The organism is Mycolicibacterium sp. XJ870 (assembly GCF_053483975.1).
In genome coordinates, this window is sequence record NZ_JBEFTI010000001.1 from 81,927 (window position 1) to 108,748 (window position 26,822).

The window sequence follows — 26,822 nt, forward strand, 5'->3', positions numbered from 1 at the left end:
CCTTTGTTGACGTGGTGATGAAGCCGTGAGCGTACTGCTATTCGGGGTTTCGCACCGCAGTGCGCCGGTGTCTGTTCTTGAGCAGCTGAGCACTGACGAGGCTGAGCAGACCAAGATCATCGACAAGGTGCTCGAATCGTCGTTGGTAACCGAGGCGATGGTGCTGTCCACCTGCAACCGCGTCGAGGTTTATGCCGTTGTCGAGGCGTTCCACGGTGGCCTGTCGGTGATCGGCCAGGTGCTCTCCGAGCATTCCGGGATGTCGCTCAACGATCTCACCAAATATGCCTATGTCCGCTACGCGGAGGCCGCCGTCGAGCATCTGTTCGCGGTCACCAGCGGTCTGGATTCGGCCGTCATCGGCGAAGCACAGGTGCTGGGCCAGGTCCGCCGCGCGTACGCATCTGCCGAGGCCAACCACACCGTCGGCCGCACCCTCCATGAACTGGCCCAACGGGCGCTGTCCGTCGGCAAGCGGGTGCACTCGGAAACCGGAATCGACGCTGCGGGCGCTTCGGTGGTCTCGGTGGCGTTGGGGATGGCCGAAACGAAACTCGCAGGCGGGCTCACCGGCCGCACCGCGGCCGTGGTCGGAGCCGGGGCCATGGGCGCGCTGGCCGGGGCACACCTGGTCCGAGCCGGCATCGAGCGCGTACACGTCGTCAACCGCTCACTGCCCCGAGCGCGGCGGCTGGCGCACAACCTCACCGAGCAGGGCGTCGTGGCCCATGCGGTGCCGCTGGAACACCTGCCGGAAGCGCTCGCCGACGCCGACGTCGTCGTCAGCAGCACCGGCGCGGTGCGCCCCGTGGTGTCGCTGGCCGATGTGCACCACGCGCTGGCGCAGCGCAACACCTCGGGCATCGAGCATCAAATCGTCATCTGCGACCTCGGCATGCCCCGAGACGTCGACCCGGCGGTGGCCGGTTTGCCCGGTGTCTGGGTGGTCGACATGGACCGCATTCAGCGCGAGCCGTCGGCGCGGGCCGCGGCCACCGATGCCGATGCGGCCCGCAACATCGTTGCTGCCGAGGTAGCCAACTACCTCGCCGGGCAGCGTATGGCCGAGGTCACGCCGACCGTCACCGCGCTGCGGCAACGTGCTGCCGACGTCGTGGAGGCCGAGTTGCTGCGGCTGGACAATCGCCTGCCTGAGCTTGATGAGGCACATCGCGACGAGGTCGCCAAGACTGTGCGCCGGGTCGTCGACAAGCTCTTGCACGCCCCGACAGTCCGGGTGAAACAGCTGGCCGGTGCGCCCGGCGGAGACAGCTACGCCGAGGCGCTGCGGGAGCTGTTCGAGCTGGATCCGCAGGCCGTCGAAGCCGTCGCAGCCAGTGAATTGCCTTTCATGACAACAGATCTCGATAAGACTGAGTAGAGCTTGGCAAATACGCGCGATACGGCGATCCGGATCGGCACCCGGGGGAGCCTACTGGCGACCACACAGGCCGGAACCATCAGAGACGCTCTGCTGGCTGCGGGTCATGCCTGCGAGCTGGTGATCATCTCGACCGAGGGCGACCGCAACCAGGGGCCGATTGCCGACATCGGGGTCGGCGTGTTCACCGCAGCGTTGCGGGAGGCCATCGACGACGGCCGGGTGGACATGGCCGTCCACTCCTACAAAGATTTGCCGACGGCCCAAGACGAGCGCTTCGTCATCGCCGCGACACCACGCCGTGAAGACGCACGTGACGCGCTGGTGGCCCGCGACGGGATGGTGCTCGGAGAGTTGCCGGTCGGCTCGACAATCGGCACATCGAGCCCGCGACGGGCCGCGCAGCTTAGAGCACTGGGTCTCGGTTTGGAAATCCGCCCCCTACGAGGCAACCTAGATACCAGGTTGAACAGGGTTACGAGCGGTGATCTCGACGGCATCGTGGTCGCCCGAGCGGGTCTGGCCCGTATCGGACGGCTCGACGTTGTCACCGAGACGCTCGAGCCGGTGCAGATGTTGCCAGCGCCGGCTCAAGGTGCGCTTGCGGTGGAATGCCGCGCCGGCGACACCGAGCTGATCGCAGTGCTGTCGGAGTTGGATGACGCCGACACACGCGCCGCGGTCACCGCCGAACGGGCCCTGCTCGCCGAACTGGAGGCGGGCTGTTCCGCACCGGTGGGCGCGATCGCCGAAGTGGTCGAGTCAATCGATGAGGACGGCAACGTCTTCGAGGAGCTGTCGTTGCGCGGCTGCGCAGCGACGCTGGACGGATCCGACGTGATCCGTGCGTCCGGCATCGGAACTCCGGATCGAGCCGCCGAACTCGGCGTCTCGGTCGCAGCGGAGCTGTTCGAACTGGGGGCACGCGAGCTGTTGGTAGAGCGCGGGAGTGAGACATGACCATGCGAGGCCGCAGGGCGAAGCCCGGCCGCATCACATTTGTTGGTTCAGGCCCGGGAGACCCCGGCCTGTTGACGACGCGGGCGCAGGCCGTGTTGGCGCGCGCCGAACTGGTGTTCACCGATCCCGACGTTCCCGAGGCGGTGCTGGCCCTGGTCGGCACGGAACTGCCGCCGGCGTCCGGTCCGGCACCCGCCGCGCCGGCAAAACCGGCCGACGCCGCGGATCCTTCGGCGGCCGAGGGTCCCGAAGCCGAGGCGCAACCCGCGGTGATCCCGGGTGGGCCAGAGATCCGGCCTGCGCTCGGCGATCCCGCCGAGGTGGCCAAGACACTGGCCACCGAAGCTCGCCACGGCTACGACGTGGTGCGCCTGGTCGCGGGCGATCCGATGTCGGTCGACGCGGTGATCAGCGAGATCAGTGCGCTGGCCAAGACCCACCTGAACTTCGAGATCGTTCCGGGCCTGCCCGACACCACTGCGGTGCCCACCTATGCGGGCCTGCCGCTGGGTTCGGCGCACACCGTGGCCGATGTCCGCGGTGATGTGGACTGGGCCGCCCTTGCCGCTGCGCCCGGGCCGCTGATCCTGCATGCCACCGCATCGCATCTGCCTGATGCCGCCCGCACCCTGATCGAGTTCGGGCTTTCCGACAACACGCCCGCGGTGGTTACCGCCAACGGCACCACCTGTCAGCAACGTTCGGTGGAGACCACGCTGGCCGGGCTGATCGACAAGGCCACCCTGGCCGGCGCCGATCAAACCGGGACGCCCGCGGGTCTCTTGACTTCGCCGCTGGTTGTCACCGTCGGTAAGACCGTCGCCAACCGCGCCAAGCTGAACTGGTGGGAGAGCCGTGCGCTGTACGGCTGGACCGTGTTGGTGCCGCGCACCAAGGACCAGGCCGGCGAGATGAGCGACCGGCTGGTGGGCCACGGCGCCCTGCCCATCGAGGTGCCGACCATCGCCGTCGAGCCGCCGCGCAGCCCCGCGCAGATGGAGCGTGCGGTCAAGGGTCTGGTGGATGGCCGGTTCCAGTGGGTCGTGTTCACCTCCACCAACGCCGTGCGTGCGGTGTGGGAGAAGTTCAACGAGTTCGGACTCGACGCCCGCGCGTTCTCCGGGGTGAAGATCGCCTGCGTCGGACAGGCCACCGCCGACAAGGTTCGGGCGTTCGGTATCAATCCCGAGCTGGTGCCGTCGGGCGAGCAGTCCTCGCTGGGTCTGCTGGACGAGTTCCCGCCGTTCGACGAGGTTTTCGATCCGGTCAACCGGGTGCTGCTGCCCCGCGCCGACATCGCCACCGAGACGCTGGCCGAGGGTCTGCGCGAGCGTGGCTGGGAGATCGAGGACGTCACCGCCTACCGCACCGTGCGCGCCGCTCCGCCGCCGGCGCACACCCGCGAGATGATCAAGACCGGTGGTTTCGACGCGGTCTGCTTCACCTCGAGCTCGACCGTTCGCAACCTGGTGGGTATCGCGGGCAAGCCGCACGCCCGCACCATCGTCGCGTGCATCGGGCCGAAAACCGCTGAAACCGCAGCGGAATTCGGACTTCGGGTGGATGTGCAGCCCGAGACGGCCGCAGTGGGCCCCCTGGTCGAGGCGCTTGCCGAGCATGCCGCCCGGCTGCGCGCCGAGGGTGCCCTGCCGCCCCCGCGCAAGAAGAGCCGTCGCCGCTAGCGGTCATGGCTTATCCCAGGCACCGTCCGAGACGCCTGCGTTCCACGCCGGCGATGCGTCGCCTTGTGGCGCAAACATCGCTGGAGCCAAGGCACTTGGTGCTGCCGATGTTCGTCGCAGACGGTCTGGCCGAGCCGCGTCCGATCACCTCCATGCCCGGGGTTGTGCAACACACCCGAGATTCGTTGCGGCGCGCCGCGGTTGACGCGGTGGCCGCCGGGGTGGGCGGGCTGATGCTGTTCGGGGTTCCGCGAGACGAAGACAAGGACGCCGTCGGCACTGCGGGCACGGACCCCGACGGCATTCTCAACGTCGCCCTACGTGACCTGTCCAAAGACCTGGGCGACGCCACCGTGTTGATGGCCGACACCTGCCTTGACGAGTTCACCGACCACGGCCATTGCGGCGTGCTCGACGACCGTGGCCGGGTGGACAACGACCTCACCAACGCGCGGTACGTGGAACTTGCTGTGGCACAAGCGGAATCGGGCGCGCATGTGGTGGGTCCGAGCGGCATGATGGACGGTCAGGTGGCCGCCATCCGCGACGGACTCGACGCTGCAGCGCACACCGACGTCGCGATCCTGGCCTATGCCGCGAAGTTCGCGTCGGCGTTCTACGGGCCGTTCCGGGAAGCGGTGTCCTCCAACCTGGTCGGCGATCGTCGCACCTACCAACAGGATGCGGGCAACATCCGCGAGGCTGTCCACGAGATCGAACTCGACATCGACGAGGGCGCGGACATCGTGATGGTCAAGCCGGCGATGAGCTATCTGGATGTGGTGCGGGCTGCGGCGGACATCTCGCCGGTGCCTGTCGCGGCGTATCAGATCTCGGGCGAATACGCGATGATCAGCGCTGCCGCGGCCAACGGCTGGATCGACCTGCAGGCCGCCGCGCTGGAGGCGTTGACCGGAATCCGGCGGGCCGGTGCCGACATCGTGCTGACCTACTGGGCGGCCGAGGTGGCCGGTTGGCTGAAGTGACGGACCGCGTGACCGATCAGGAGCAGCGCCCGGCGGGCCGTCCCGATGACGTCGATACCGGGTTCTGGTTGTGGGTGGTGGCGCTGCCGCTGCTGGTGATCGGTTATCTGCTCGACGTCGTCACGGGGGCCGGCGGCGATCAGCGGACGCTCGTGATCGTCTTGTCGGTGATGTTCATGGCGGTGCTGTCGTCGATCGTCACGGCGTTCCTGATCTTGATGCGTCAGGGTTATCGCTGGGCCCGCACACTGCTGACCAGCGGTGGGCTGGTTTCGGTGGTGCATTTGGTCAGCAGCTTGTTGACCGGGGACCGGCCGACCGCGGCGGCGGTGGGGTACGCCGTCACCGCGATCGTCGGATCCGTCCTGATCGCAGGCGGGATGTACCTGTTGCACCGCAAGGATGCGAACGGATTCTTCGTCCGCTGATTCGCTAGGCTTCCCGACAATGTCTTCCGAGCCATCACCGCCGCCGTCGCTCGCCGCGACCATCGGGTTTTATTTCTGGCTGGTTGCCGCGGTGCTGTTGATGGTCGGCGGCATGATCGCCGCCGCGGTCTCGCTGCCCGGTTTGGACAGTGTGGTGTTGCGGGGCGCGGGAGTGCTGACCGCGCTCGCCGGTGTCGGGATGGCGTTTCTGGCGGGCCGCAGCCGCAGCGGGGATCCCAGATTCCGCCGTGCCGCGATTGCTCTGTCATTGGCCATCGTGGTCATCGTGGCGGTGATCGCCCGATTCGGCCTCGTGCACATTCTGACCCTGCTCGCGATGATCCTGCTGATCTTCGGGACAATATTGAACGCTTTGCCGAGGCCGAGGAGAGAAGTTGACTGAGGCCGGAACTGGCGCCGGAACTGAAGCCGAGCAGCCGGAAGTGCTGTTCTACGAGCAGGGCGCGAGCTGGGCGTGGCTGCTGGCCGGGCCGTTCTCGGGCATCGGCATGGGGATCCTGCAGAAGACCGGGGGCTACGGGTACGACATATGGATTCCGCTGGCATTCCTGGTCCTTGTCTCGGGCTTCATCGCCATCCAGATCAAGGCGGCGCGGATCCACACCTCCGTGGAGTTGACGGCCGACACCCTGCGGCAAGGCGCCGAGCGAATCTCGATCGACGAGATCGTGAAGATCTATCCCGAGGCCGAAGGTTCGGAGGCCCGGAAATGGCAGTCGTACCGCGCGCTCGGCGAACTGACCGGGGTGCCGCGGGGCCGCACGGGCATCGGCCTGAAACTCACCGGCGATCGGTCCGCCCAGGCGTGGGCGCGCAAGCACCGCCGACTACGGGAAACGCTCACCTCTCTGGTCGAGGAGCGCACGCCTTGAAGCGCCGCGCAATCATCGAGCTGTTGATCGCGGCTTTAGCCGCCGTGGGGTGTGTGCTGAGTTGGGTGGCCGCGCGCACCACGATTGAGGTCGCCCCGGTGCTGGCCGGTGAGCCGGCCACCACGTCTGTCACCTACTCGGCACCGCTGCTCGTGTTGTCGTTGCTGTTGGCGACCGCCGCCGGGGTGCTGGCCGTGCTGGGGATCGCCCGGCTGCGGCGTTGACTGTTGTCTGGGTCGGTGCCTGGGTGGGGGCCCGTCACGCAGGGTGAGTCCGGCGCCCGGGTGTTCCGCAGTGCCGACGGATCGCGGTACCGCAAGGTCGTCGGCCCGACAGGTGCCGTTGATCTTGCCCACGAGCGCGATCGGGTTTCATGGGCGCACGACCATGGGTTGCCCGCACCGGCGGTGCTCGACTGGGGTGCCACCGACGACGGCGGTGCCTACCTGGTCACCAGTGCCATTGAGGGGATTCCAGCCGATCAGTTGACGGAACCCGTACTGCGTGCCGCCTGGCCGTCGGTGGTGGCTGCCGTGCGCGTGTTGCATGAGATTCCGGTCGGCGATTGCCCGTTTGAGCGTGGCCTCGACACCATGCTGGCCCGGGCGCGCGGGGTGGTGGCGTCAGGCTCGTTGAATCGGGACTTCCTGCGCGACGACGATCGCGGGATTCCGGTGGCGGTACTGCTGGCGCGCGTTGAATGCGAGGCCGACGAGCGTCGCCGCGAGGAAGCCATTGATCCGGTGATGTGCCACGGCGATCTGTGCCTGCCGAACATCCTCGTCGACTCCGAACGCTTCACCGGATTCATCGACCTGGGCCGCCTCGGCGTCGCGGACCGGCATGCCGATCTGGCGTTGTTGCTGGCGAACACCGCCGACACATTTCCGGGGTTCAGTGCCGACGCGGCAACGCAGCTGGCCGCGCGCTATCCGGTGCCCATCGACGACGCGCGGCTCCAGTTCTATCTCGCGCTTGATCCGCTGACTTGGGGATGACGGCGTCGGGGCTGGGTGGTTCGCGCGACAGCTGAAAGGCAGTTAGCCCGGCATCGTGGACCGCGTCGCTTAGATTCTCAAGCTTCTTGATCCTCGTCCAGACCAACGGCACGTCCAGGGAGCAGCAGGTTAGGGCCGGTGTCCCAATCTGCATAGATCGCGGGCTCTGGGTGCGGTTTGATCCGAAAGCGGCAAGCAATTCGGCAGGTCGCACGATTGGTGTCCCCATCGGCGGAGGAGATATCGCGACCTGCTGGCAGTTGGCCTTGAGGAGCGGAGCCTCCTCGATGTTCTCTGACGCATATTCCGAGGTAGAGCTTCGCACTCCACTGCCTTTGGTCGCCCGAGCCCGTTCCGATTGGAACGCCGAGCGTTTGTATCTCGACCAGATCAGGAGAGTCCGTTGCGACATGCACTTCGGCCTGGTGCGGTCGCCGTCGTGGCGACACGGATGTGAGCGGCCGTACCACCGGTCACCTCCCGGGACTCGATATCGCAGAGGCGAAGTCGTGGCAGAGCTACCTGGAAGGCGTTTCTTGCTTTGAGGCGGTGCAGGCCCGTCTGTTGAGTGGCAAGCACCACTTTGCGATGGTCGACCTGCAGATTCTGGACTTCCTGAATAGATCGACCAACGGTTATGCGCGTATGGGTGATCTGGCTGATTCCCTGGAGGTGCAGCCGGCCCGCCTGACCAAGCGGGTCCGTCGCCTGAGGGCGCAGGCTCTTGTGCGGCAGGAGCCCAGTCCAGAGGACAAGCGTGGAGTGCTGGCCGTCGTCACCGACAGCGGCAGAGAGGTCGCTCGGCAGGCCACGCTCACCTACGCGCACGGTGTCCGGGCCCATTTGATCGACCCATTATCGCGTCCGCAGGTCATCGCGCTGGAGAAGAACTGCCGGCGGATCAGCATCAAACCGGACCACACACGTCCCGGACTGCCGACGTGTGACCTGCCAGGTCTCGATGACACCGAGATGAGCTGCTGGCGACGATTCGTGGGCTCTTCACAGCACCTGTTTGCCAGCGTGAACAGCACGCTTGTGACGACGCATCATCTCAGCCTGCCCGACGTCTTGGTGTTGTACGTTCTCGCCACTTGTGACGGGTCAGCGCGGATGAGCGTCCTAGCCAGGACCCTCATGCTGAGTCCCAGTCGGGTGACCCAGCAGATCAGCCGCCTGGAATCGCTGGGGGGGGGGCTTGTCAGGCGCACCTCGGCCCCGGGCGACATGCGGGGGGTGCTTGCCGACATCACCGTTCGGGGGCGGATGCGAGCCCAGCCCGCCGTTGAGACGTACGCCCAAGCGATTCGCACGCACTACCTCGACCGGTTGTCGCGCCAGCAGATGATCGCCCTCGGCGAGATCTGCCGCCGGATCAGCACACCGCTAAAAAGTGAAGGCCTCCCGGCGAAGCCTAAGCCGCCCTAGCAGCAGGCTGCCCAGTCGCCTAGCGGGGTCTTGGGTGGGTCGGATGCGAGGGTACCTACCCTTCGCGCACCAGCGAAGACACGCGACTGGACGACGGTTTGCGCACCGGGAGCCCCGGCGTCCTGATGCCCTTCAGCGTGCCGACTGGGAACCGATCATCACGGATGCCTCGCATGAATCCTGCTCGTCCGCAAATCATCGATGGACATGAGAAGTGCGAACGCCCTACTAGGGTGAACACCTGAATGGCCTTAAGGAACGCGTTCTACTTGATATTCACATACTATCCGATTGAAATGTACACGGTTAAATAATCCGTTGCTGTAGACGTAAATTTAGCACAATGATCAGCTATTTTATTTCCGTAGACCAATCGCTGGTTCGAAACCGCTTGACGCGATATGAACACGAATAGTCATAGTTGATAAAACTCAGCCGTTACTCAGGTACGTTCATGCCTCGTCAAGCAGTGACGACACCAGCAAAGGGGAATTACAAGTGGAAGTATCCGTTCGTTCATGTCTGACCGCTACCACCGCGCTTGTTGGTGCTGGTGCGATGGCATTGAGTCCGGTCAGTCCCGTTGATCCAGATGTGGACGTTTGGCGGGTTCCTGCGGTGGCCGCTGATGTGGAGTTGGTGGCGGCGCCGTTTCCGTTGCAGACGTGGTTGAACACGGCCATCAATGCGGCCAACAATGTGACTGCGGTGGGGCAGGGAGTGTGGGCGTTGCCGGCGCCTGTGGCGCAGCAGGTTACGGCCAATCTGATCGAATACGCCTCGATTGAAATCGGCGCGTTTCAGGCGGCTGCCACTGCCGCAGTGACGTACTTCGGGACGACGTTCCCGGAGATCATGCAGACCGCGATCGCTGCGTTGGACTCCGGTGATGTCGTGGGGTTCATGACTGGTGTGAACGACGCGATCTTCCAGGTGTTCTTAAATGTGTTGTTGCCGATGCAGTCGGCGCTGGCGATCCCGCAACACATCGCAGCGAACCTCGCGGCCACGGTCACCTGGGTCACGGGGGGCTTTATAACCGCTTTGGGGGCCGCGTTTCTGATGGGGACGATTCCCGCGGTCACAGCTGCTTTCGGTGCCGGCATGCAGACCATCTATGACGAGGCCAGCAGCGGTGATTGGGTGGGCACGATTGCTGGTCTGGCTGACCTGCCCGCCGGGGTGACCAACGCGGTCCTCAACGGGGTGGACGACGTCGGGGGCCTGCTTGGGCCGGCCGCCGGCCTCGCCACCGGCGGTGGCATCTTAGGTGCGTTCGCGCAGACACTGCCCCGCTATCTGGCGTCGGCGATTGTGACCCCGGGCGCACAGAACATCGTGGCCGGGGGCACCGTGGGGGCGGCGTGGCAGGACCTTGTCACTCAGATGACCACCGAGTGGCCCACGCCCAGTGAGTTGGCCAACATCCCGGCGGATATCGGGGCAGGGCTGCAGGGCCTGCCGGCAGCAGCGCTGAATGCGACCGGCGATGCGTTGCGCGGGTTGTTCGGTGGCGGCGGTAGTGCTGCGATCGCCCCGGGAGCGCAGATCGCCGCGCTGGGCCGGTCTGGCGGTGAGGCGTCTTCGGTCGCGGCTGTCAGTGGCGGTCCGGCTGACAGGCCTGCTGGTCTGAATCTCGGTGGCCTCGACACCGGGGGCCGCGGACTGATCGGGACGTTCATCGGTAACGGGACTGCTGAGCACCCCGACGCCGGGATCCTGATCGGGAAGGGTTACAGCTACGGCACGGTGGCCGGGGACTGCGCATCCAGCTGTGATGGTGGCAGGGGCGGGATGGTGTTTGGTCAGGGCGGTAACGGCTTTGGCGGTGGGACCGGCGGAGGTGTCGGTCTGATCGGCAACGGCGGCGCCGGCGGTGCGGGCACCGCCGAGCATCTCAACGGTGGTGTCGGCGGCACGGGCGGCATCTTCGGCAACGGCGGCGCCGGAGGGGCCGGATTCGGCACCGGCAGCGGCGGTACCGGTGGGAACGCCGGCGTGTTCGGTCGAGGCGGCACCGGCGGGGCAGCGGGTGCGACCGGCGGGACCGGCGGCGGCGGTGGTCTGGGTGGGCTGCTCACCGGTAACGGTGGCGCCGGCGGGATTGGTGGCGGCGCTGGTGGTGATGCCCGCGCCATCGGCAACGGTGGCACCGGCGGTGCCGGCGACACCAACAACCCCACCGGTGGTGACGGTGGTAACGGTGGCGCGGTGTTCGGCAGCGGCGGCACCGGCGGTGACGGCATGCGCGGCACCCCAGCCACCGGCGGGGTTGGCGGCGACGGTGGTCGGGGCGGTGACGCGATCTCCCTGGTCGGCAATGGCGGTACCGGCGGGAAGGGCGGCACCGGTCAAACGGTTCAGGGCAAGACCGGCGGCAACGGCGGCGACGGTGGCACCGGTGGAAAGCTGTTCGGCCAGGGCGGCACCGGCGGGGAAGGCGGCACCGGCAGCAACTCTGGAGCCGCCCCGGGCAGCGGCGGTACCGGCGGGAATGGTGGTAGCAGCACCGGCCTCCTGGGCACCGGAGGCACCGGAGGTGCCGGCGGCAGGGGCGGTGCCGGCACCGCCACCGCCGCCGGTCCCGCCGGCAACGGCGGGACCGGAGGTGACGGTGGGGCCGGTGGAATCAGCGGCGGCGCGGGCGGGACCGGCGGGGCGGGTGGCAACGGCTCCGCCTCCGGCACCAAACCGGGCGGCTCCGGGGGCACCGGCGGCACCGGCGGCACGGGATCCGGCGGCAGCCGCCCCGGCAGCAGCGGAGAAACCGGCAGCGCAGCCAGCGGCAACCGCGGCGGAGAAGGTGGAGCCGGCGGCGGCGGAGGCGGTCTATGAGGCAACTCGCTAATGCAGTCACAACGCTGGTGGCCCAGTGCAACTCACCATGGCCAGTCGTGACTTCGGCATAAGGATTCCGCGCTAGCCGGTCATGGCAAGGACGATCCACCCCCTCCCCCGCCATCACGGAGGGGGTGGATTGCGTTGTGGGGCAGTAAGTGTCGCCATAAGCGTAGAAAGGTCAATATGGTGTCGTGTCGAAATCCTATGCAAAGTAACGAAATTCAGCCAGCAGCTCTGTTAGCATCGCGCCTATGTCATCGCCAAGTGGTCAGGGAACTCGCGCACGCTCGGCTTCACGCGTACCAGCCTCGGAACCCAGCCGCACCCCTCTCATCGTGGCGATCGTCGCGTTAGTGGCGGCGTTGGCCGCGTCCGGGGTCGCGGTCTGGGCACTGCTGGACAAGCCCGAGGCAACTGGGGCATCCGAGGCCGTCGCGGCGACGCCGACCTCCGAGCAGGTGAGCACTGCCCACACGCGTACGTGCGAGAACTTCAGGAAAGTCGCGTCCGGGGTCGCCGTCCAGACGCACACCCAGCCGGAAGACAATCCCACCTCAGGGCAAGCCGTCGCAGCGAATGCCCGGCTGTCCATGCTCGGCGGTGGCACGTATCTGCTGGACAATATCCATCCCGCCGCACCCAGCGACCTCAACGATGCGGTCAAGGAATTCGCCGGTACCCTGCAGACAGTCGCGGTGAACGCGCTGGCCGGCATCGGCAACGACGCGCCCGACCAGGCCGGCCTGCTGCAGAAGGCGCAAATCGAGACCGAGCGAGTCGAAGCGCTCTGCAAGTAGTGGTGCCGCCCGAGGTCGAAAGAAGTACCAGCGAACGGGGTCGTCGGCCTCCTCTCCGGCCCGCCGGTTGCCGTGTCTTCTGGGGAGTGCTTCTCCTCGGGGAGGGAGTCGATTTCCTTGCCCGACCAACCAATTGAGACGTCGTAGACGGACGCCGTGTGGTGGCCACTCGTACTCACGGTCGCGACGACTCTGCAGCTGCTGTTCATCAACATCTGTCGGCAGCAACGAGCTTGAGAAATCTGCTCGATGAAATCGCTTGAGACAACCCGCATTACCGCGGGCCGGGAGGTCGCGGGGTGATACGGGGTCTGAGAACCTACAGTGCGGCTCGCCGCGGGTTCCGCTAGTAGGGCGGGGGTTTGTTCAGTTCGATGTTGAGTCGGCGTTCGGCGTTGATGCGTTGTCTGCGGGTTTGTTGGCGTGTGCGATTGCGGACCGGCATCTTGTGGGTCCGGTCGGTGGTTGGTGTCGGTGTGGGTTTTGTTGGTGGGGGTGGGGTTTGGGTGGTCCAGCCGGGGAAGAGGATCTGGCTGAAGGGTGTGGTGTGGTAGGTGTGGCCGGTGGGTGCGGTCCAGGTGTGGCTGCCGTCGGGATGTTGAAGGTCGGTCCAGCCGTCCTCGCCGGTCTCAAATGTTTTTACTAGGTGGTGATTTCGGCATTTGGCGCCGAGGTTGCCGGGGTGGGTGGCACCGGCGGGCCATGGGGTGCTGTGGTCGAGGTCGCAATAGTCGGCTGAGACTGCGCAGCCGGGGAACATGCACCGCATGTCGCGCATCCGGACGTACGCGGCCATTTTCGTGGAGGGCCGGTAGCCGGTCTGGTCGTCGAGGTCGGCTGGGGTGCTGAGGTATTTGACGGTGGCGCCGGTGGCGATGAGTTCGGCGAGCAGTGGGGCGGGCACGATCCCGCCGCCGAGGATGACGGCCGGGCCACCGCACACGGCGGGCACCCGGTCGGCGTCGAGATCGTGGGCGCCGCATTCACCGTGGATCCGCGGATCCCGTGGCGCGGTGGCCGCAGGCATGGTTTTGGTGGACTGCGCGACGGGCTGCGCGTCGATGTCGGTGTCCTGCTGGGTGTCGCCGCCGTTGTGGTCGGGGGTGGCGGTGGCCGCTTCGGGCAGTGTCTGTGCGAGGAGGTGGATCACCACGGCGCGGGAGCGGGGGTCGATGCCGGTGGCCTGGCAGTCGGGGTTGCCGCATTGGCAGGTGAGGTGGTCGGCGCCGGCGCCGATGGCGCCCAGTGCGTCGGAGCGGCGTTGGCCCATGGTGCGTGGGTCGTTGTCGCAGACTCCGCGGGCCATGGTGTTGAGCAGCTTTTTGAGCAGCTCTGCGTCGGTGGCCAGCAGGCGTCCCCAGACCGAGACGGTGCCGTTGGGGTCGTCGGCGTCACCGAAGTGGATGTCGCGGTCGCGGGCGGCGGTGCGGGTTTTGCGCACGGCGGCGGGGTCGAATTTCTCGACCCACACGTCGATGGCGTGCTCGGCTTTGGTCACCGAGAGCGCTCCGTAGGTGGTGGCGGCGCCGGCCAGGGCGGTGTCGATCAAGGCCAATGCGTCGTCGTCGACGATGAGGTGGGTGCGCCAGGTGATGGTCGAGATGACTTTCGCCGAGATCTCGCCGCGGGCGAACACGGCCGCGACTTTGGGAAGTCGTTCGCGTAGCGCTTGGGCGATGCACATCTGGGCCGAGGCGGCGCCGCGGGTCAGGTTGCAGGCGGCGCTGACTGCCGCGGTTGCGCATTCCCAGCCGTCGATCACCTGCAGGGCTGAGGTGTGGTCTTCGTCGTCGCAGTGCCGGGACACGATTTCGGCGATGAGGGCCAGGCGTTGAGCGGCCGCGGCGGCTTCGGTGCGGGTGCGGTGAGCGAGGGCGTCGATCAGCGCGGCGTCAGTGAAATCACTGAGCATCGACCGATCGAGCAACTCGAACACATGTTCGATACTACCTGCATTTGGTGAGGTGGGCAACGCTTTTCGGTTGCGCTGAAGCGTCGCTGCGTGAGTCTGATCACGGCCGCTTGGTACAAAGGGCAAAATCTGTAACACTGTGTCCATGACGGAACTGGCTGAGCAGCCGCAGCAGACCGACGCCCTGCCCCTTGGGTCGCAGTCCCTGGTCTGGAAGTACTTCGGGGACAACCGCATGTACCTGATCGGGCCGCGGCCCGCGGTCTTGCAGAACATGCTGGCTGAATTGGGCCAGGGCGTACTGGACCATTCGACCTTCTTCTCCGACACTGCCGAGCGGCTCAAGCGCACGATCCCGCCAATTTTCCGCACGGTTTACGGCGCCGAGGACGATAACGCCGGCACCCAGGTCCGCGACTTCCACCACCACGTCAAGGGCGATATGCCAGACGGAGGTCGGTATCACGCACTGGATCCGGAGACCTACTTCTGGGCCCATGCCACCTTCGTCGAGCAGGTGTTCTACTTCGCCGACACCTTCGTCAAGCGTCTGACCGACGCGGAGAAGGAGCAGATCTACCTGGAGTCCAAGACCTGGTATCGCCGCTACGGCGTCAGCGACCGCCCGATGCCGGCCACCTATGCCGAATTCGAGCAGTACTGGGACCGGATGATGGATGAGGTCGCGGTCGCTCACAAGAGTGCGCGCTACGGCGTCGGCTATGTCACCAAAGGATTCCCGTGCCCCAAGGGCGTGCACCCGGCGTTATGGCGGGTCATCGCGTTGGTGTTCAACCCCGCGGCGGCCTTCCTGACCGCAGGCGGCCTGCCGCCACGGGCACGTGACCTGCTCGAGCTTCCGTGGAGCGAGCGCCAGGAACGCAACTACCAGCGCTTCGCGGCGTTTTGGCGGTCCCGCCCGGTGAACTGGGTGTGGGATCATCTGCCGATGAGCGTGCGCTACAACAAATTCGCGCAAAAGGGCTATGCCAGGGGCTGACGCCGCCAGCGAGGCAATCCTCGACGCGGCACTCGTCGAGTTCGAGCGGCACGGTTTCCGCCGGGTCGCGCTCGACGATGTAGCCCGCCGCGCCGGAGTCAGCCGCACCACCATCTACCGCAGGTTCGCCAACCGGGACGAACTGGTGGGGGCAGTGATCGAGCGCGAGAATGTGGCGCTGTTCGCCGACATCGCCAATGAGTTGAAAAGTTCGGGGCCGCAGTCGAACTACTACGTCGAGGCGTTCACGCTCTCGATCCTGCGGTTCCGGCGGCACCGGGTGCTCAACCGGATGATCGGCGACGAGCCCGCGTTGGTGATGGAGATGATGCACCGCCACTACGGCGCGGCAGTCGAGCGCATGGCCGCTGCGCTCAAGGTGATCTTCCCGCCCGGTTTTGCCGACCGAATCGGTGAGCAGGCCGTCAACGATCTGGCCGACACCATCCTGCGCTACGCGGCAATGGTGCTGTTGCTGCCCAGCGTTCAGCCTCTCGATACGGCTGATGACATCCGGGCGTTCGCCACCCGGCATTTTCTGCCCAGCCTCCCTGCTTCCGTTCGGGCCGTACCGGCCTGAAGGTTTCAAGGTGGTGCACGGACGGGAAGGCGAGTTGGTACGGGGTGTGACGGGCCGCTCGAGGTGGCGCCGCGGCCTCGGGACAGGACACCGTTGACCTTGCCCAGCGACAGGACGCCGAGAGATCACATCGCCGCAGTGGTGGCCGCCCACACTGCCCTGGCCGACACGGTTGCTCAGGCTTCCCAGCTGATGCGGGCCAACGCGCACGATAGGTACGCCGCACACCTCGACGAGCATCGCGCTGAGCTCAACGTCGCCATCGGCGAGCTGGCTTGGTGGCTGGACAGTTTCGGGCATTGGCCTCCCGTCGACTTCGACGAGGGCATTCGTCCGCCGAGCACCGACCAGGTGCTCGCGGGCGCGTCGTTCGAGGCTCAGTTGCGCACGGTGCGTGAGGGGCTGAAGGCCAGCCGCAGGCACTTGCTCGGCGAGCTGGCCGACGCCCGCTCAGGTTTGGACCGTGCCGGTCTGCCGGCCGGCGAGATCACCGCTTATCGCAGGGTGGTGCGGGTGTGGGCCGGCGAAGCCGTTGACGTGGTCTCCGCTGTGCACCGGTTGACGCTGGCCGACCACTACATCCGCAAGCTCGGACGACTCACCGGTGGCCGGGCAGACCGCGAGGGTCCAGATCTACTGCGGCAATGGATGCAGGATTTGGAAGAAGCTGACCGCGAAGGTGAATTGGCGCTCGCCGCGACCTGTGGGTACGGGCAACTCGTCGCGCGTTACCGCGCCGAATCATCCTGAAGGCGTGGCCATTGCGCCCGACGCAACGGCGTCTTGCTCGGTGCGTCGTAGCTCCATCCACAACGCGTGGGCGGCGGTGACGGAACTTCCGTCGAGATGTTGGGTCGGCGCGTCCTGCGCAATCGTGACGAGAGCTTCGGCTAGGCAGATAGGCCCGACGCGGTGCCGATGAGCTTTCTGAACGATAAGTGCGAACGCTTCACTCGTGCTGCACCGGCGCAAGGCGACCACGATTCCTTTGGCGGTATCGAGAGTCCGCGCGCCGGCACGTTGATCTTCGGGCGATCCGGTCTGGGCGTACACCAGATCATCACCTCCACACCAAGTCGCAGCTTCATTTGTTGGCATACCCACCCGTGTGCGGGTGAACCCCGTCCAGGCGGACAAAACCGATGGAACCACATTTGAGGGCTACCGTCTCCGGTACAGATCTAGCCGTTTGGCAGCTCCCAATTTCGGGCAGTCGATAGCCATGGATACCGAAGAAGGCCGGCCCACCGAGCGGCCACCGGTCACCGATAAACATCGGGAAGAGGCCAAGCGCGTCATGGAGACGTACGACGACGATCGTCCGACGACCACGCTGCCGGGCAGCGGAAAAACGGTGTCCGGCACGGCCGTCAACGACTGGGTCGACGACGAGGGCAAGCCGGTCTACGGCAAAGAAAAGGAGTGACCGACCTGACGGCCATGTAGTGCCTAGGGTGGCGCTGTGACTCCTTTGCGCCAGATTGCGCCCGCGTTCGTCGAGATGGCTCATTCGATCGTGTGGGCCTCAGTGGCCACCGTCGATGCCGACGGGCAGCCGCGCACACGAATCTTGCACCCGATCTGGGAGTGGGACGGCACTGATCTGTTCGGGTGGGTCGCCACGGTGCCCAGCCCCGTCAAACGGGCGCATCTTGCCGTGCACCCGCATGTCTCGGTGAGTTACTGGACGACGAGCCACGACACCTGCTCGGCCGAGTGCCTGGTGGAGTGGTACACCGACGACGAGACCTGCACCCAGGTGTGGGACAAATTCGCCAACGGCCCCGAACCGGTGGGCTACGACCCGCACATCATTCCGCAGTGGAGCGCGGGCCCGACGTCGGACGAGTTTGCCGTGCTGCGGTTGACCCCGTACCGGTTGCGGGTGATGCCGGGGACGGTGATGACCGCGGGTGCCGGCGACGTACTCAGCTGGCGGGCCTGAACCCGTATCGACGAGGCTAGGGCTGTTTTGCCCAGGCGGCCGACGGGTCATGTAGCGCTATGCGGTACCGGGGTAGGGTATATCTGGCAAGTCGGTGATTTCAGTTCGGTGGAGCGGCGGCTCCACCGATGGGAAAGGTGTACGGATGCATTCGCATGACGGGGAAGTGCAGTTCATGACCGACCTTCGCGAGTCGGCTCCCGAGATGGTCTCGGCTTTCTTTGGTTTCGATAAGGCGGTGTTCAGTAAGAACTCCGGCAACCTCGATCTCGCAACCCGTGAACTCATCGCGGTTGGAGTAGCCGTGACAACACAATGCCCATACTGCATCGCCGATCATTCAAAGCGAGCCGTGCAGGCGGGAGCGTCCAAGTCCGATGTTGCCGAGGCTGTGATGGTCGCGACCGCGCTGCGTGCCGGAGGTGCGGTTACGCACGGCTGGAAGGCCATGAAGAGCATCGCCGACAGCGAGTGAGGCGCCACGCCGGCGAAGATCGCTGAATGCGGCCGGCCAACTAGGCCTGCGACGGACTAGACACGCCGCAGCAAGACGGCCTGTTCGAACGGCAGCCGGGCGACGACCTTCTGCATCGGTCCCGTCACGTGCGTAGCCGCTTCATCTTTGGACACCATCCGTGGGTCGGTGAGCCGGATCGTGTGGCCATGGCGGCGCATCTCGGCGCCGCCGGCCGTGGTGATGTTCTTGAGCCAGTCCCGGTTCGGGCCGTAGGTCAGCACGATCGCCACCCCCTCCTCGGTGCTGAACACCGACAGCGGGGTGCGGTACCGCCTGCCGGATTTGCGTCCGACGTGTTCGAGGATCCCAAACGTCGGCGCCCAACCCGCCCACATGCGCTGGATCGGGTTGGTGACGTACCGGTTGAAGCGGGCCAGCCACTGCGGTAGTTGCATGGCTTCATCATGCGTGAATAAGGCTGTGCTGCGCCAAACCGCCGAGGCCGGCGCGCGCTTCTCGCGAGTCGACACCTCATTGCGGCGTAGCGCATCTGGTGGAACTGGGGTAGTCGACTACGCCAGTCACCCGGCGGGGACCGCTTTACGTTCAGTCTTCACGATCTCGGGTGAGACCCACTCGGACGGGGCCTCGGGGATCGGGAGGAGCAGACAATGACCATTGCCACGCATGCAAAGCCGAGCAAGAACGCGACTCGCAATGTGAAGCGGGTCGTCGTCGGCGTGCTGCTGTCAGGCGGTGTCGCCGTCGCCGGTTTGGGGCTGGGCGCAGGTAGCGCCCCGGCGAGGCCATGGCCGGGTTGCCCCGCCGACAGCCCAAGCGGTCCATGTCGTTGGTGCCCAGGAGATCCGCCGGTGCAGACCGGCAATCTCCGTGTGAACCCGGTGGTTTGGGATAACAACGTCTGCCACACGTACTTCTACGTCTACCACGGGCAGGGCAATGTCGCGGACAACATTTTCGAGGGAGCGAGTCCGCCTCCGCCACCACCACCGCCGCCGAACCTGACTCCACCCCTTCCGCCAGGGTGGTGCTGGTCGCTCTTCTTACCGGGGCCTTGCCCGCCGGGTTGAACTCCTGGCTCAGATTCAGGCACGAATCAAACTCGGGGACGTTGTCGCTCTGTAGAAATCACCACACGCGGCACAAGAACACGACGTGGCGCGGCACCAAACCAGAGCCCGAGAAAGAAATGCGCCCCTTGTTACTACTAGGGCGTCATCGGTTGCGAGACTGGTGGCCATGCGTGTCGATGTCAGCACCCTGCCGCTGGCGCCCCGCAACCCGCTGTCCATCCGGCAGTTGGCGCATGCGGTTCGGACACTCGACACCGGGCAGGAACTGATCCGCGCCGCCGGCGGACCCGTCACCCGTGTGCAGTTGGGGCCCAAGTGGCTGGTTCCACCACTCGTCGCGGTCTTCTCCGCCGACGGCATCCGCGACGTCCTGGGCCGCAACGACGCCTTCGCCGAGCGGTGCATCGTGCACGACGAGGTACGGCATGCCGCCGGCGACAGCCTGTTCGTGCTGCCCAACGAGCAGTGGCGGCCACGCAAACGGGCACTGCAGCCGGTGTTCACCAAACAGCAGGTGCGCGCGTTCGGCGGCCACATGTCCCGGGCCGCGCAGAACGCCGTGGACAGCTGGCGCGACGGTGCAGACATCGACTTGGATGCCGAATGCCGCCGCGTCACCATGCAGTCGCTGGGCCGCTCGGTGCTGGGCCTCGACCTCAACGAGCGCGCCGACGTCATCGTCGAGCACATGCACGTCGCGTCGTCCTACGCCACCGACCGCGCACTGCGACCGCTGCGGGCGCCGCGCTGGCTACCCACCCCGGCGCGGGCACGCGCCCGCAACGCAGTGTCGGCCATGCGCGGGGTGACCAGTGAGATCCTGCAGGCCTGCCGCGCCGATCCGACGCACGACGCACCGCTGGTGCAGGCGCTGATCGCGGCGACCGACCCGGAGACCGGGCAGCCGATCTCCGATGAGGACATCTGCAACGACCTGCTGATCTTCATCTTGGCCGGGCACGATACGACCGCGACGGCCCTCACCTACGCGTTGTGGGTGCTGGGGCACCATCCTGAGATACAGGACCGGGTGGCCGCCGAGGCCGCTGCGATCGGCGATCGCGAGCTGACCCCCGCCGATGTGCCGAGGCTCGGCTACACCGTCCAGGTGCTGCACGAGGCGCTGCGAATGTGCCCGCCGGCTGCCGGCGTCGGCCGGCTGACGCTGCGTGACATCGCCGTGGGCGGCTACCGGGTCGAGGCCGGCAGCCTGGTGGCGGTGGGCATCTACGCCCTGCACCACGACCCGGACCTGTGGCCGAACCCGCACGTGTTCGACCCCGACCGGTTCAGCTCAGAAAACATGGCAAAGCGCGACCGGTGGCATTTCCTGCCGTTCGCCGGCGGCGCGCGGGCGTGCATCGGTGAGCATTTCGCGAGGCTGGAGACGACGCTGGCGCTGGCCACCATCATCCGGGCGGTCGAGGTCGTCTCGGCCGACGACGACTTTCCCGTCGAGGTGCCGTTCACGACAGTGGCCAAGGGGCCGATCAGGGCCAGCGTGCGTGCGCGGCCAAAACCAACTACGTCGAACTATTACACCCTGTAGTTGACGCATTTGCACCGGCTGGGACACTGGTGGCCATGCGTGTCGACCAGACCCAGCGCTCGGCCCAACTGTTCGCCGACGCCTGCGCAGTGATCCCGGGTGGAGTGAACTCCCCGGTCCGCGCGTTCAGCTCGGTCGGCGGCACCCCGCGGTTCATCACCTCCGCGAACGGCTACTGGCTGACCGACGCCGACGGCAACCGTTACGTCGACCTCGTCTGCTCGTGGGGACCGATGCTGCTCGGCCATGCCCACCCGGCCGTCGTCGAGGCGGTGCAGAAGGTGACCGTCGATGGGTTGAGCTTCGGCGCCCCGACGCCTTCGGAGACCGAACTGGCCACCGAGATCATCGACCGGGTGGCCCCGGTCGAGCTGCTGCGCCTGGTCAACTCCGGTACCGAGGCCACCATGAGCGCCATCAGGTTGGCCCGCGGCTTCACCGGCCGCGCCAAGATCATCAAGTTCTCCGGCTGCTATCACGGCCACAGCGACGCGCTGCTGGCCGACGCCGGCTCGGGTGTCGCCACCCTCGGGCTCCCGTCCTCGCCTGGGGTAACCGGTGCGGCCGCGGCCGACACGATCGTCCTGCCGTACAACAACGTCGCCGCCGTCGAGGAGGTCTTCGGCCGGTTCGGCGACGAAATCGCTTGTGTCATCAGTGAAGCCAGCCCGGGCAACATGGGCACGGTGGCTCCGCTGCCCGGATTCAACGCTGCCCTGCGCCGCATCACCGCCCAGCACGGCGCCCTGTTGATCCTCGACGAGGTGATGACCGGATTCCGGGTGAGCCGAGCCGGCTGGTACGGCCTGGACCCGGTGGATGCCGACCTGTTCACCTTCGGCAAGGTGATGAGCGGCGGCCTGCCCGCCGCAGCGTTCGGCGGCCGCGCCGAGGTGATGGGCCGGCTGGCCCCGCTGGGCCCGGTCTATCAGGCAGGCACGCTGTCGGGTAATCCCGTGGCGATGGCGGCCGGGCTGGCGACCCTGCGCAATGCCGACGACGCGGCCTACGCCCGACTCGACGCCAACGCCGACCGGCTGGCCGATCTGCTCACCGGCGCGTTGACCGAAGCCAGTGTGGCGCACCGGGTGCAGCGCGCCGGGAACATGCTCAGCGTGTTCTTCACCGACGAACCGGTCAACGACTTCGCCGCGGCTAAGGCCACCGAAACCTGGCGATTCCCACCGTTTTTCCACGCGCTGTTGGATGCTGGGGTCTACCCGCCGTGCAGTGCATTCGAAACCTGGTTTGTATCAGCGGCTTTGGATGACGACGCGTTCGCCCGCATCGCCGACGCGCTGCCCGGTGCAGCCCGTGCCGCCGCGGAGGCCAAGGCGTGACAGAAAGAACAGTGCCCATAAGAACGACAGTGCACGTGATGCGGCACGGCGAGGTTCACAACCCGGAGAAGGTGCTCTACGGTCGGCTGCCCGACTACCACCTCTCCGACCGGGGCCGGGCCCAGGCGCAGGCCGCAGCGGACTGGCTGGCGACGCACGACGTCGTGTACGTGGTGGCTTCGCCCCTGGAGCGGGCGCAGGAGACCGCGGCGCCGATCGCTGCAAGCCACGGCTTGTCGATCGACACCGACGACGACCTCATCGAGTCGTGGAACCAGTTCGAGGGCAAGCGGGTTTCGCCGGGCGACGGTGCGCTGCGCGACCCACGGAACTGGCGGCTGCTGCACAACCCGAACAAGCCGTCCTGGGGTGAGCCCTACGCCGAGGTCGCCGAGCGCATGACGGCTGCGCTGCACCGCGCCCGCCTCAAAGCGGCAGGCCACGAGGCGGTCTGCGTCAGCCACCAACTCCCGGTCGAGACCCTGCGCCGCGCGATGATCGGGCGCAAGCTCGCACACCTTCCGTTGCCGCACAGCCGGCTGTGCAACCTGGCTTCCGTCACGTCGTTCACGTTCGACGACGACCGCCTGATCCGGTGGGGCTATTCGGAGCCCTGGGGTATCTAGTGACGCGGTGGGTCGCGCGGGTCGTGGTGGTGGCGTTGTTGGCGCTGCTCACCGGATGCTCGACCGGTGAGGACGCAGTGGCCCAGGGTGGCACGTTCGAGTTCGTCGCCCCGGGTGGCAAGACCGACATCTTCTACGATCCGCCGGAAAGTCGCGGCCGCCCAGGCCCATTGGCCGGCCCGTCGCTGACCGAGCCGTCCAAAACCATCTCGCTCGCCGACTTCGCCGGCAAGGTGGTGGTGATCAACGTGTGGGGCCAATGGTGTGGGCCGTGCCGCACCGAGATCACCCAGCTGCAGAAGGTCTTCGAACAGACCCGTGGCCAAGGCGTTCAGTTCCTGGGCATCGATGTCCGCGACAACAATCGCGAAGCCGCAGTCGATTTCGTCACCGACCGCAGCATCACCTTCCCGTCCATCTACGACCCGCCGATGCGCACCATGATCGCCTTCGGCGGCAAGTACCCGACCACAGTGATCCCGTCGACCGTGGTCTTGGACCGACAGCATCGGGTGGCCGCGGTGTTCCTGCGCGAACTGCTGGCCGAGGATCTGCAACCGTTGGTAGAGCGGCTGGCCTCGGAGTCAACCGGAGTACCGGGGCCACAGAAATGACCGGGTTCGCCGAGATCGCCGCTGCCGGGCCGGTGCTGCTGGCCCTGGGCGTCAGCGTGCTCGCCGGGCTGGTGTCGTTCGCGTCGCCGTGTGTGGTGCCGCTGGTTCCGGGCTACCTGTCGTATCTGGCCGCGGTCGTCGGCGTCTCGGAGGAGCAGCCTGGCCAGGTTGCGCTCAAGACCGCACGGCTGCGGGTAGCCGGTGCGGCCGCGCTGTTCGTCGCCGGGTTCACCGTCGTCTTCCTGCTCGGCGCCGTCGCGGTGCTCGGTATGACCACCACGCTGATCGCCAATCAGCTTCTGCTGCAACGCATCGGCGGCATCGTCACGATCGTGATGGGTCTGGTGTTCGTGGGCTTCATCCCGGCGTTGCAGCGTCAGGCACGCTTCACCCCGCGGCAGCTGTCCACGGTCGCGGGGGCACCGCTGCTGGGGGCGGTGTTCGCACTGGGTTGGACGCCGTGCCTGGGGCCGACGCTGACGGGCGTGATCGCGGTCGCGTCGGCCACCGACGGCGCCAGCGTGGCGCGCGGCGTGGTGCTGGTGCTGGCCTACTGCCTGGGTCTGGGGATCCCGTTCGTATTGCTCGCGCTGGGCTCGGCGCACGCCGTTGCAGGCCTGGGTTGGCTGCGCCGGCACACCAGGACCATCCAGATCTTCGGTGGGATCCTGCTGATCCTGGTCGGCACCGCACTGGTCACCGGTCTGTGGAACGAGTTCGTGTCCTGGGTGCGCGACGCCTTCGTCTCCGACGTCAGGTTGCCGATATGACCGGGTTCCTCGCGCTGGTACGGAACACCTGGCGGACGCTGACGTCGATGGGCACGGCCCTCGTGCTGTTGTTCCTGCTCGCGCTCGCGGCCATTCCGGGTGCGCTCCTGCCGCAGCGCAGCCTCAACGAATCCAAGGTCGACGAGTATCTCGTCACCCACCCGACCCTGGGCCCCTGGCTGGACCGCCTGCAGGCCTTCGACGTGTTCTCCAGCTTCTGGTTCACCGCGATCTACGTGCTGCTGTTCATCTCGCTGGTGGGCTGTCTGACGCCGCGGATGATCGAGCACGTCCGCAACCTGCGGGCCGTCCCGGTCGCCGCGCCCCGCAACCTGGGCCGGCTGCCCAAACACCACGTCGAGCAGGTGGTGGCCGACCGCGACGCGCTCGCCGAGACGCTGACCAAACGTCTCAAGGGCTGGCGCACCGTGACTCGCCGCACCGACGACGGCACCGAGATTTCAGCGGAGAAGGGCTATCTGCGGGAATTCGGCAACATCGTCTTCCACTTCTCCCTACTCGGTCTGCTGGTCGCGGTGGCCGCCGGAAAGTTGTTCGGCTACGAGGGCAACGTGATCGTGATCGCCGACGGCGGGCCCGGTTTCTGCACGGCCTCGCCTGCGGCGTTCGACTCGTTCCGTGCGGGCAACACCGTCGACGGCACCTCGCTGAACCCGATGTGCGTGCGCGTCAACAACTTCGAAGCCGACTACCTACCGTCCGGTCAGGCGCTGTCCTTCGCCGCCGACATCGACTACCAGGCCGGGGACGACCTGACCGCCAACACCTGGCGGCCCTATCGACTTGAGGTCAACCACCCGTTGCGGGTTGGCGGCGACCGGGTGTACCTGCAGGGCCGCGGGTACGCGCCGTCGTTCACGGTCACCTTCCCTGACGGCCAGACCCGCAGCCAGACCATCCAGTGGCGACCCGAGGAACAGATCACCTTCCTGTCCTCCGGCGTCGTGCGCATCGACCCGCCCGCAGGCACCTACCCCGACGAGGACGAGCGCCGCAAGCATCAGATCGCGATCCAGGGCTTGTTCGCGCCAACCAAACAACTCGACGGAACCCTGCTGTCGTCGAGCTTCCCGGCGCTCAACGACCCCGCCGTCGCGGTGGACATCTACCAGGGTGACGCGGGCCTCGACACCGGCCGCCCCCAGTCGTTGTTCTCGCTGGATCCCCGGTTGATCGGGCAGAACCGGCTCACCAAGGTCGCCCGGGTCAACCTGGAGCAGGGGCAGGAGACGACGCTCGATGACGGCACCAAAGTGCGGTTCGACGGGGCGAAGCCGTTCGTCAACCTGCAGGTGTCCCACGACCCCGCTCAGATCTGGGTGCTGGTGTTTGCGCTGTCGATGATGGCTGGATTGCTGGTGTCGTTGGTGGTGCGCAGGCGCCGGGTCTGGGTTCGGGTGGGAGCCGCTGGCGGGGGTACGGTGAGCGTCGAGCTTGGCGGGCTGGCCCGCACCGACAACTCCGGGTGGGGCGACGAGTTCGAGCGGTTGACCGAACGGCTGCTGGAGGGCTGTGACGTGCCGACAGAAGAGAAGACAAAGGCGGATCAGTGAATACCGAGCACATCGACATCGGGCTGGCCAGGTACTCCGACTGGGCTTTCACCTCGTCGGTGCTGGTGCTGGTGGGGGCATTGCTGTTGTTGGCCGTCGAGCTCGCCTACAGCCGCAGCCGTCGAGTCCAGTCCCGCGAACTGGTCGGTGCGACGGTGGGTGCCGACAGCGTCACCCCCGGCGTCATCGTCGAGGAACCGAAGCGGCCGTTCGATGAGCGGGTCGGCAAGACCGGCCTGGCCCTGACTTACGTCGGAATCGGTCTGCTGCTCTTGTGCATCGTGCTGCGCGGCATGGCCACCTCACGGGTGCCGTGGGGCAACATGTACGAGTTCATCAACCTGACCTGCTTCAGCGGTTTGATCGCCGCCGCTGTCGTGCTGCGCAGGCCGCAGTACCGCGCGCTGTGGGTGTTCGTCCTGGTGCCCGTTCTGATCCTGCTGACGGTGTCGGGCCGCTGGCTCTACACCAACGCCGCCCCCGTCATGCCCGCGCTGCAGTCCTACTGGTTGCCCATCCACGTGTCGGTGGTCAGCCTCGGTTCGGGTGTGTTCCTGGTGGCAGGCGTCGCCAGCCTTCTGTTCCTGGTGAAGATGTCGCGACTGGGCGAGGGCGACGGTGCCGTGGCACGCGTCCTGCAACGCCTGCCCGACGCGCAAACCCTGGACCGGATCGCCTACCGCACCACGATCTTCGCTTTCCCGGTGTTCGGCTTCGGGGTGATCTTCGGCGCCATCTGGGCCGAGGAGGCCTGGGGCCGGTACTGGGGCTGGGACCCCAAGGAGACGGTGTCCTTCATCGCGTGGGTGGTCTACGCCGCATATCTGCACGCCCGGTCAACGGCTGGCTGGCGTGACCGCAAGGCCGCCTGGATCAACGTCGTCGGCTTCGTCGCCATGGTGTTCAACCTGTTTTTCATCAATCTGGTTACTGTCGGTCTGCATTCGTACGCCGGAGTCGGCTGAGC

27 protein-coding genes and 1 pseudogene are annotated in these 26,822 nt (G+C 66.7%); 25 read left to right on the plus strand and 3 right to left on the minus strand.

Going from position 1 to position 26,822, the window contains the following annotated elements; all coding sequences use genetic code 11:
• The first annotated feature begins 25 nt into the window (after positions 1-25).
• From ABQF30_RS00450 to ABQF30_RS00505, 12 genes and pseudogenes are all read left to right on the plus strand, one after another.
• Entirely contained in the window at positions 26-1,381 is a 1,356-nt protein-coding gene (locus ABQF30_RS00450; protein WP_448460101.1) for a glutamyl-tRNA reductase, read from the plus strand.
• 3 nt (positions 1,382-1,384) lie between these two features.
• Positions 1,385-2,341, plus strand: a complete 957-nt coding sequence (gene hemC / locus ABQF30_RS00455) for a hydroxymethylbilane synthase (RefSeq protein WP_448460103.1) — start codon at positions 1,385-1,387, stop codon at positions 2,339-2,341.
• Positions 2,338-4,023: a bifunctional uroporphyrinogen-III C-methyltransferase/uroporphyrinogen-III synthase gene (locus tag ABQF30_RS00460; RefSeq protein WP_448460105.1), complete on the plus strand. Its 1,686-nt coding sequence runs from the start codon at positions 2,338-2,340 to the stop codon at positions 4,021-4,023. Before hemC ends, ABQF30_RS00460 begins: the two co-directional genes overlap by 4 nt.
• 5 nt (positions 4,024-4,028) lie before the next feature.
• Positions 4,029-5,009, plus strand: coding sequence for a porphobilinogen synthase (hemB, locus tag ABQF30_RS00465; RefSeq protein WP_448460107.1), 981 nt, complete (start codon positions 4,029-4,031; stop codon positions 5,007-5,009).
• Entirely contained in the window at positions 5,006-5,437 is a 432-nt protein-coding gene (locus tag ABQF30_RS00470; protein ID WP_448463325.1) for a hypothetical protein, read from the plus strand. Before hemB ends, ABQF30_RS00470 begins: the two co-directional genes overlap by 4 nt.
• Before the next feature lie 19 nt (positions 5,438-5,456).
• Positions 5,457-5,840, plus strand: coding sequence for a hypothetical protein (locus ABQF30_RS00475; RefSeq protein WP_448460109.1), 384 nt, complete (start codon positions 5,457-5,459; stop codon positions 5,838-5,840).
• Positions 5,833-6,330 carry a transport-regulating membrane protein Mce1N gene (locus tag ABQF30_RS00480; RefSeq protein WP_448460111.1) on the plus strand — a complete coding sequence of 166 codons (498 nt, stop codon included), beginning with the start codon at positions 5,833-5,835 and terminating at the stop codon, positions 6,328-6,330. The genes ABQF30_RS00475 and ABQF30_RS00480 overlap by 8 nt, the downstream gene beginning before the upstream one ends.
• Positions 6,327-6,554: a hypothetical protein gene (locus ABQF30_RS00485; protein WP_448460113.1), complete on the plus strand. Its 228-nt coding sequence runs from the start codon at positions 6,327-6,329 to the stop codon at positions 6,552-6,554. The genes ABQF30_RS00480 and ABQF30_RS00485 overlap by 4 nt, the downstream gene beginning before the upstream one ends.
• Positions 6,555-7,328: an APH(3'') family aminoglycoside O-phosphotransferase gene (locus ABQF30_RS00490; protein ID WP_448463327.1), complete on the plus strand. Its 774-nt coding sequence runs from the start codon at positions 6,555-6,557 to the stop codon at positions 7,326-7,328.
• Between the two features lie 453 nt (positions 7,329-7,781).
• Positions 7,782-8,756 (plus strand): MarR family winged helix-turn-helix transcriptional regulator, encoded by a 975-nt coding sequence (locus tag ABQF30_RS00495; RefSeq protein ID WP_448460115.1) that lies wholly within the window; start codon positions 7,782-7,784, stop codon positions 8,754-8,756.
• Positions 8,757-10,550: 1,794 nt separating this feature from the next.
• A pseudogene (locus tag ABQF30_RS00500) lies at positions 10,551-11,192 on the plus strand (PE family protein); the annotation flags it as partial.
• A 740-nt stretch (positions 11,193-11,932) separates the two neighbouring features.
• On the plus strand, positions 11,933-12,394 hold the full coding sequence (locus ABQF30_RS00505) for a hypothetical protein (protein ID WP_448460117.1): 462 nt from the start codon (positions 11,933-11,935) through the stop codon (positions 12,392-12,394).
• 346 nt (positions 12,395-12,740) lie between these two features.
• On the opposite strand, the gene ABQF30_RS00510 is transcribed toward ABQF30_RS00505, so the two are convergent.
• Positions 12,741-14,330 carry an HNH endonuclease signature motif containing protein gene (locus ABQF30_RS00510; RefSeq protein ID WP_448460119.1) on the minus strand — a complete coding sequence of 530 codons (1,590 nt, stop codon included), beginning with the start codon at positions 14,328-14,330 and terminating at the stop codon, positions 12,741-12,743.
• Positions 14,331-14,451: 121 nt separating this feature from the next.
• Between ABQF30_RS00510 and ABQF30_RS00515 the strand changes: the two genes are divergently transcribed.
• The 3 genes from ABQF30_RS00515 (at position 14,452) to ABQF30_RS00525 (ending at position 16,636) form a co-directional block, all read left to right on the plus strand.
• Positions 14,452-15,306: an oxygenase MpaB family protein gene (locus ABQF30_RS00515; RefSeq protein ID WP_448460121.1), complete on the plus strand. Its 855-nt coding sequence runs from the start codon at positions 14,452-14,454 to the stop codon at positions 15,304-15,306.
• On the plus strand, positions 15,293-15,886 hold the full coding sequence (locus tag ABQF30_RS00520) for a TetR/AcrR family transcriptional regulator (protein ID WP_448460123.1): 594 nt from the start codon (positions 15,293-15,295) through the stop codon (positions 15,884-15,886). The genes ABQF30_RS00515 and ABQF30_RS00520 overlap by 14 nt, the downstream gene beginning before the upstream one ends.
• 93 nt (positions 15,887-15,979) lie before the next feature.
• A complete protein-coding gene (locus ABQF30_RS00525; RefSeq protein ID WP_448460125.1) occupies positions 15,980-16,636 on the plus strand; it encodes a hypothetical protein in 657 nt (218 codons plus the stop codon).
• Here ABQF30_RS00525 and ABQF30_RS00530 read toward each other — a convergent pair.
• Positions 16,628-16,984, minus strand: a complete 357-nt coding sequence (locus tag ABQF30_RS00530; RefSeq protein WP_448460127.1) for an ANTAR domain-containing protein — start codon at positions 16,982-16,984, stop codon at positions 16,628-16,630. The two genes, ABQF30_RS00525 and ABQF30_RS00530, sit on opposite strands and share 9 nt — an antisense overlap.
• Before the next feature lie 124 nt (positions 16,985-17,108).
• On the opposite strand from ABQF30_RS00530, the gene ABQF30_RS00535 reads away from it, so the two are divergent.
• The 3 genes from ABQF30_RS00535 to ABQF30_RS00545 all read left to right on the plus strand — a co-directional run bounded on the left by ABQF30_RS00535 (position 17,109) and on the right by ABQF30_RS00545 (position 18,306).
• Positions 17,109-17,312, plus strand: coding sequence for a hypothetical protein (locus tag ABQF30_RS00535; protein ID WP_448460129.1), 204 nt, complete (start codon positions 17,109-17,111; stop codon positions 17,310-17,312).
• 36 nt (positions 17,313-17,348) lie between these two features.
• Positions 17,349-17,831 carry a pyridoxamine 5'-phosphate oxidase family protein gene (locus ABQF30_RS00540; protein WP_448460131.1) on the plus strand — a complete coding sequence of 161 codons (483 nt, stop codon included), beginning with the start codon at positions 17,349-17,351 and terminating at the stop codon, positions 17,829-17,831.
• Between the two features lie 175 nt (positions 17,832-18,006).
• Positions 18,007-18,306 (plus strand): carboxymuconolactone decarboxylase family protein, encoded by a 300-nt coding sequence (locus ABQF30_RS00545; protein ID WP_448460133.1) that lies wholly within the window; start codon positions 18,007-18,009, stop codon positions 18,304-18,306.
• A gap of 56 nt (positions 18,307-18,362) precedes the next feature.
• Here the strand turns inward: ABQF30_RS00545 and ABQF30_RS00550 are convergent, their stop codons facing one another.
• Positions 18,363-18,743 (minus strand): nitroreductase family deazaflavin-dependent oxidoreductase, encoded by a 381-nt coding sequence (locus ABQF30_RS00550; RefSeq protein ID WP_448460135.1) that lies wholly within the window; start codon positions 18,741-18,743, stop codon positions 18,363-18,365.
• Positions 18,744-19,548: 805 nt separating this feature from the next.
• Here ABQF30_RS00550 and ABQF30_RS00555 point away from each other — a divergent pair.
• From ABQF30_RS00555 to ccsB, 7 genes are read left to right on the plus strand one after another with little or no spacing between them, the layout of a single operon-like run.
• Positions 19,549-20,931, plus strand: a complete 1,383-nt coding sequence (locus ABQF30_RS00555; RefSeq protein WP_448460137.1) for a cytochrome P450 — start codon at positions 19,549-19,551, stop codon at positions 20,929-20,931.
• A 35-nt stretch (positions 20,932-20,966) separates the two neighbouring features.
• Positions 20,967-22,271, plus strand: coding sequence for a glutamate-1-semialdehyde 2,1-aminomutase (gene hemL / locus ABQF30_RS00560; RefSeq protein ID WP_448460139.1), 1,305 nt, complete (start codon positions 20,967-20,969; stop codon positions 22,269-22,271).
• Positions 22,272-22,309: 38 nt separating this feature from the next.
• A complete protein-coding gene (locus tag ABQF30_RS00565) occupies positions 22,310-22,897 on the plus strand; it encodes a histidine phosphatase family protein (RefSeq protein WP_448463329.1) in 588 nt (195 codons plus the stop codon).
• A complete protein-coding gene (locus ABQF30_RS00570; RefSeq protein WP_448460141.1) occupies positions 22,897-23,511 on the plus strand; it encodes a TlpA disulfide reductase family protein in 615 nt (204 codons plus the stop codon). Before ABQF30_RS00565 ends, ABQF30_RS00570 begins: the two co-directional genes overlap by 1 nt.
• Entirely contained in the window at positions 23,508-24,281 is a 774-nt protein-coding gene (locus tag ABQF30_RS00575; protein WP_448460143.1) for a cytochrome c biogenesis CcdA family protein, read from the plus strand. The genes ABQF30_RS00570 and ABQF30_RS00575 overlap by 4 nt, the downstream gene beginning before the upstream one ends.
• The gene (gene resB / locus ABQF30_RS00580; protein WP_448460145.1) at positions 24,278-25,855 is read left to right on the plus strand and encodes a cytochrome c biogenesis protein ResB; all 1,578 of its coding nucleotides are present in this window, start codon (positions 24,278-24,280) and stop codon (positions 25,853-25,855) included. The genes ABQF30_RS00575 and resB overlap by 4 nt, the downstream gene beginning before the upstream one ends.
• Positions 25,852-26,820 carry a c-type cytochrome biogenesis protein CcsB gene (ccsB, locus tag ABQF30_RS00585; protein ID WP_448460147.1) on the plus strand — a complete coding sequence of 323 codons (969 nt, stop codon included), beginning with the start codon at positions 25,852-25,854 and terminating at the stop codon, positions 26,818-26,820. Before resB ends, ccsB begins: the two co-directional genes overlap by 4 nt.
• The last annotated feature ends 2 nt before the right edge of the window (positions 26,821-26,822 follow it).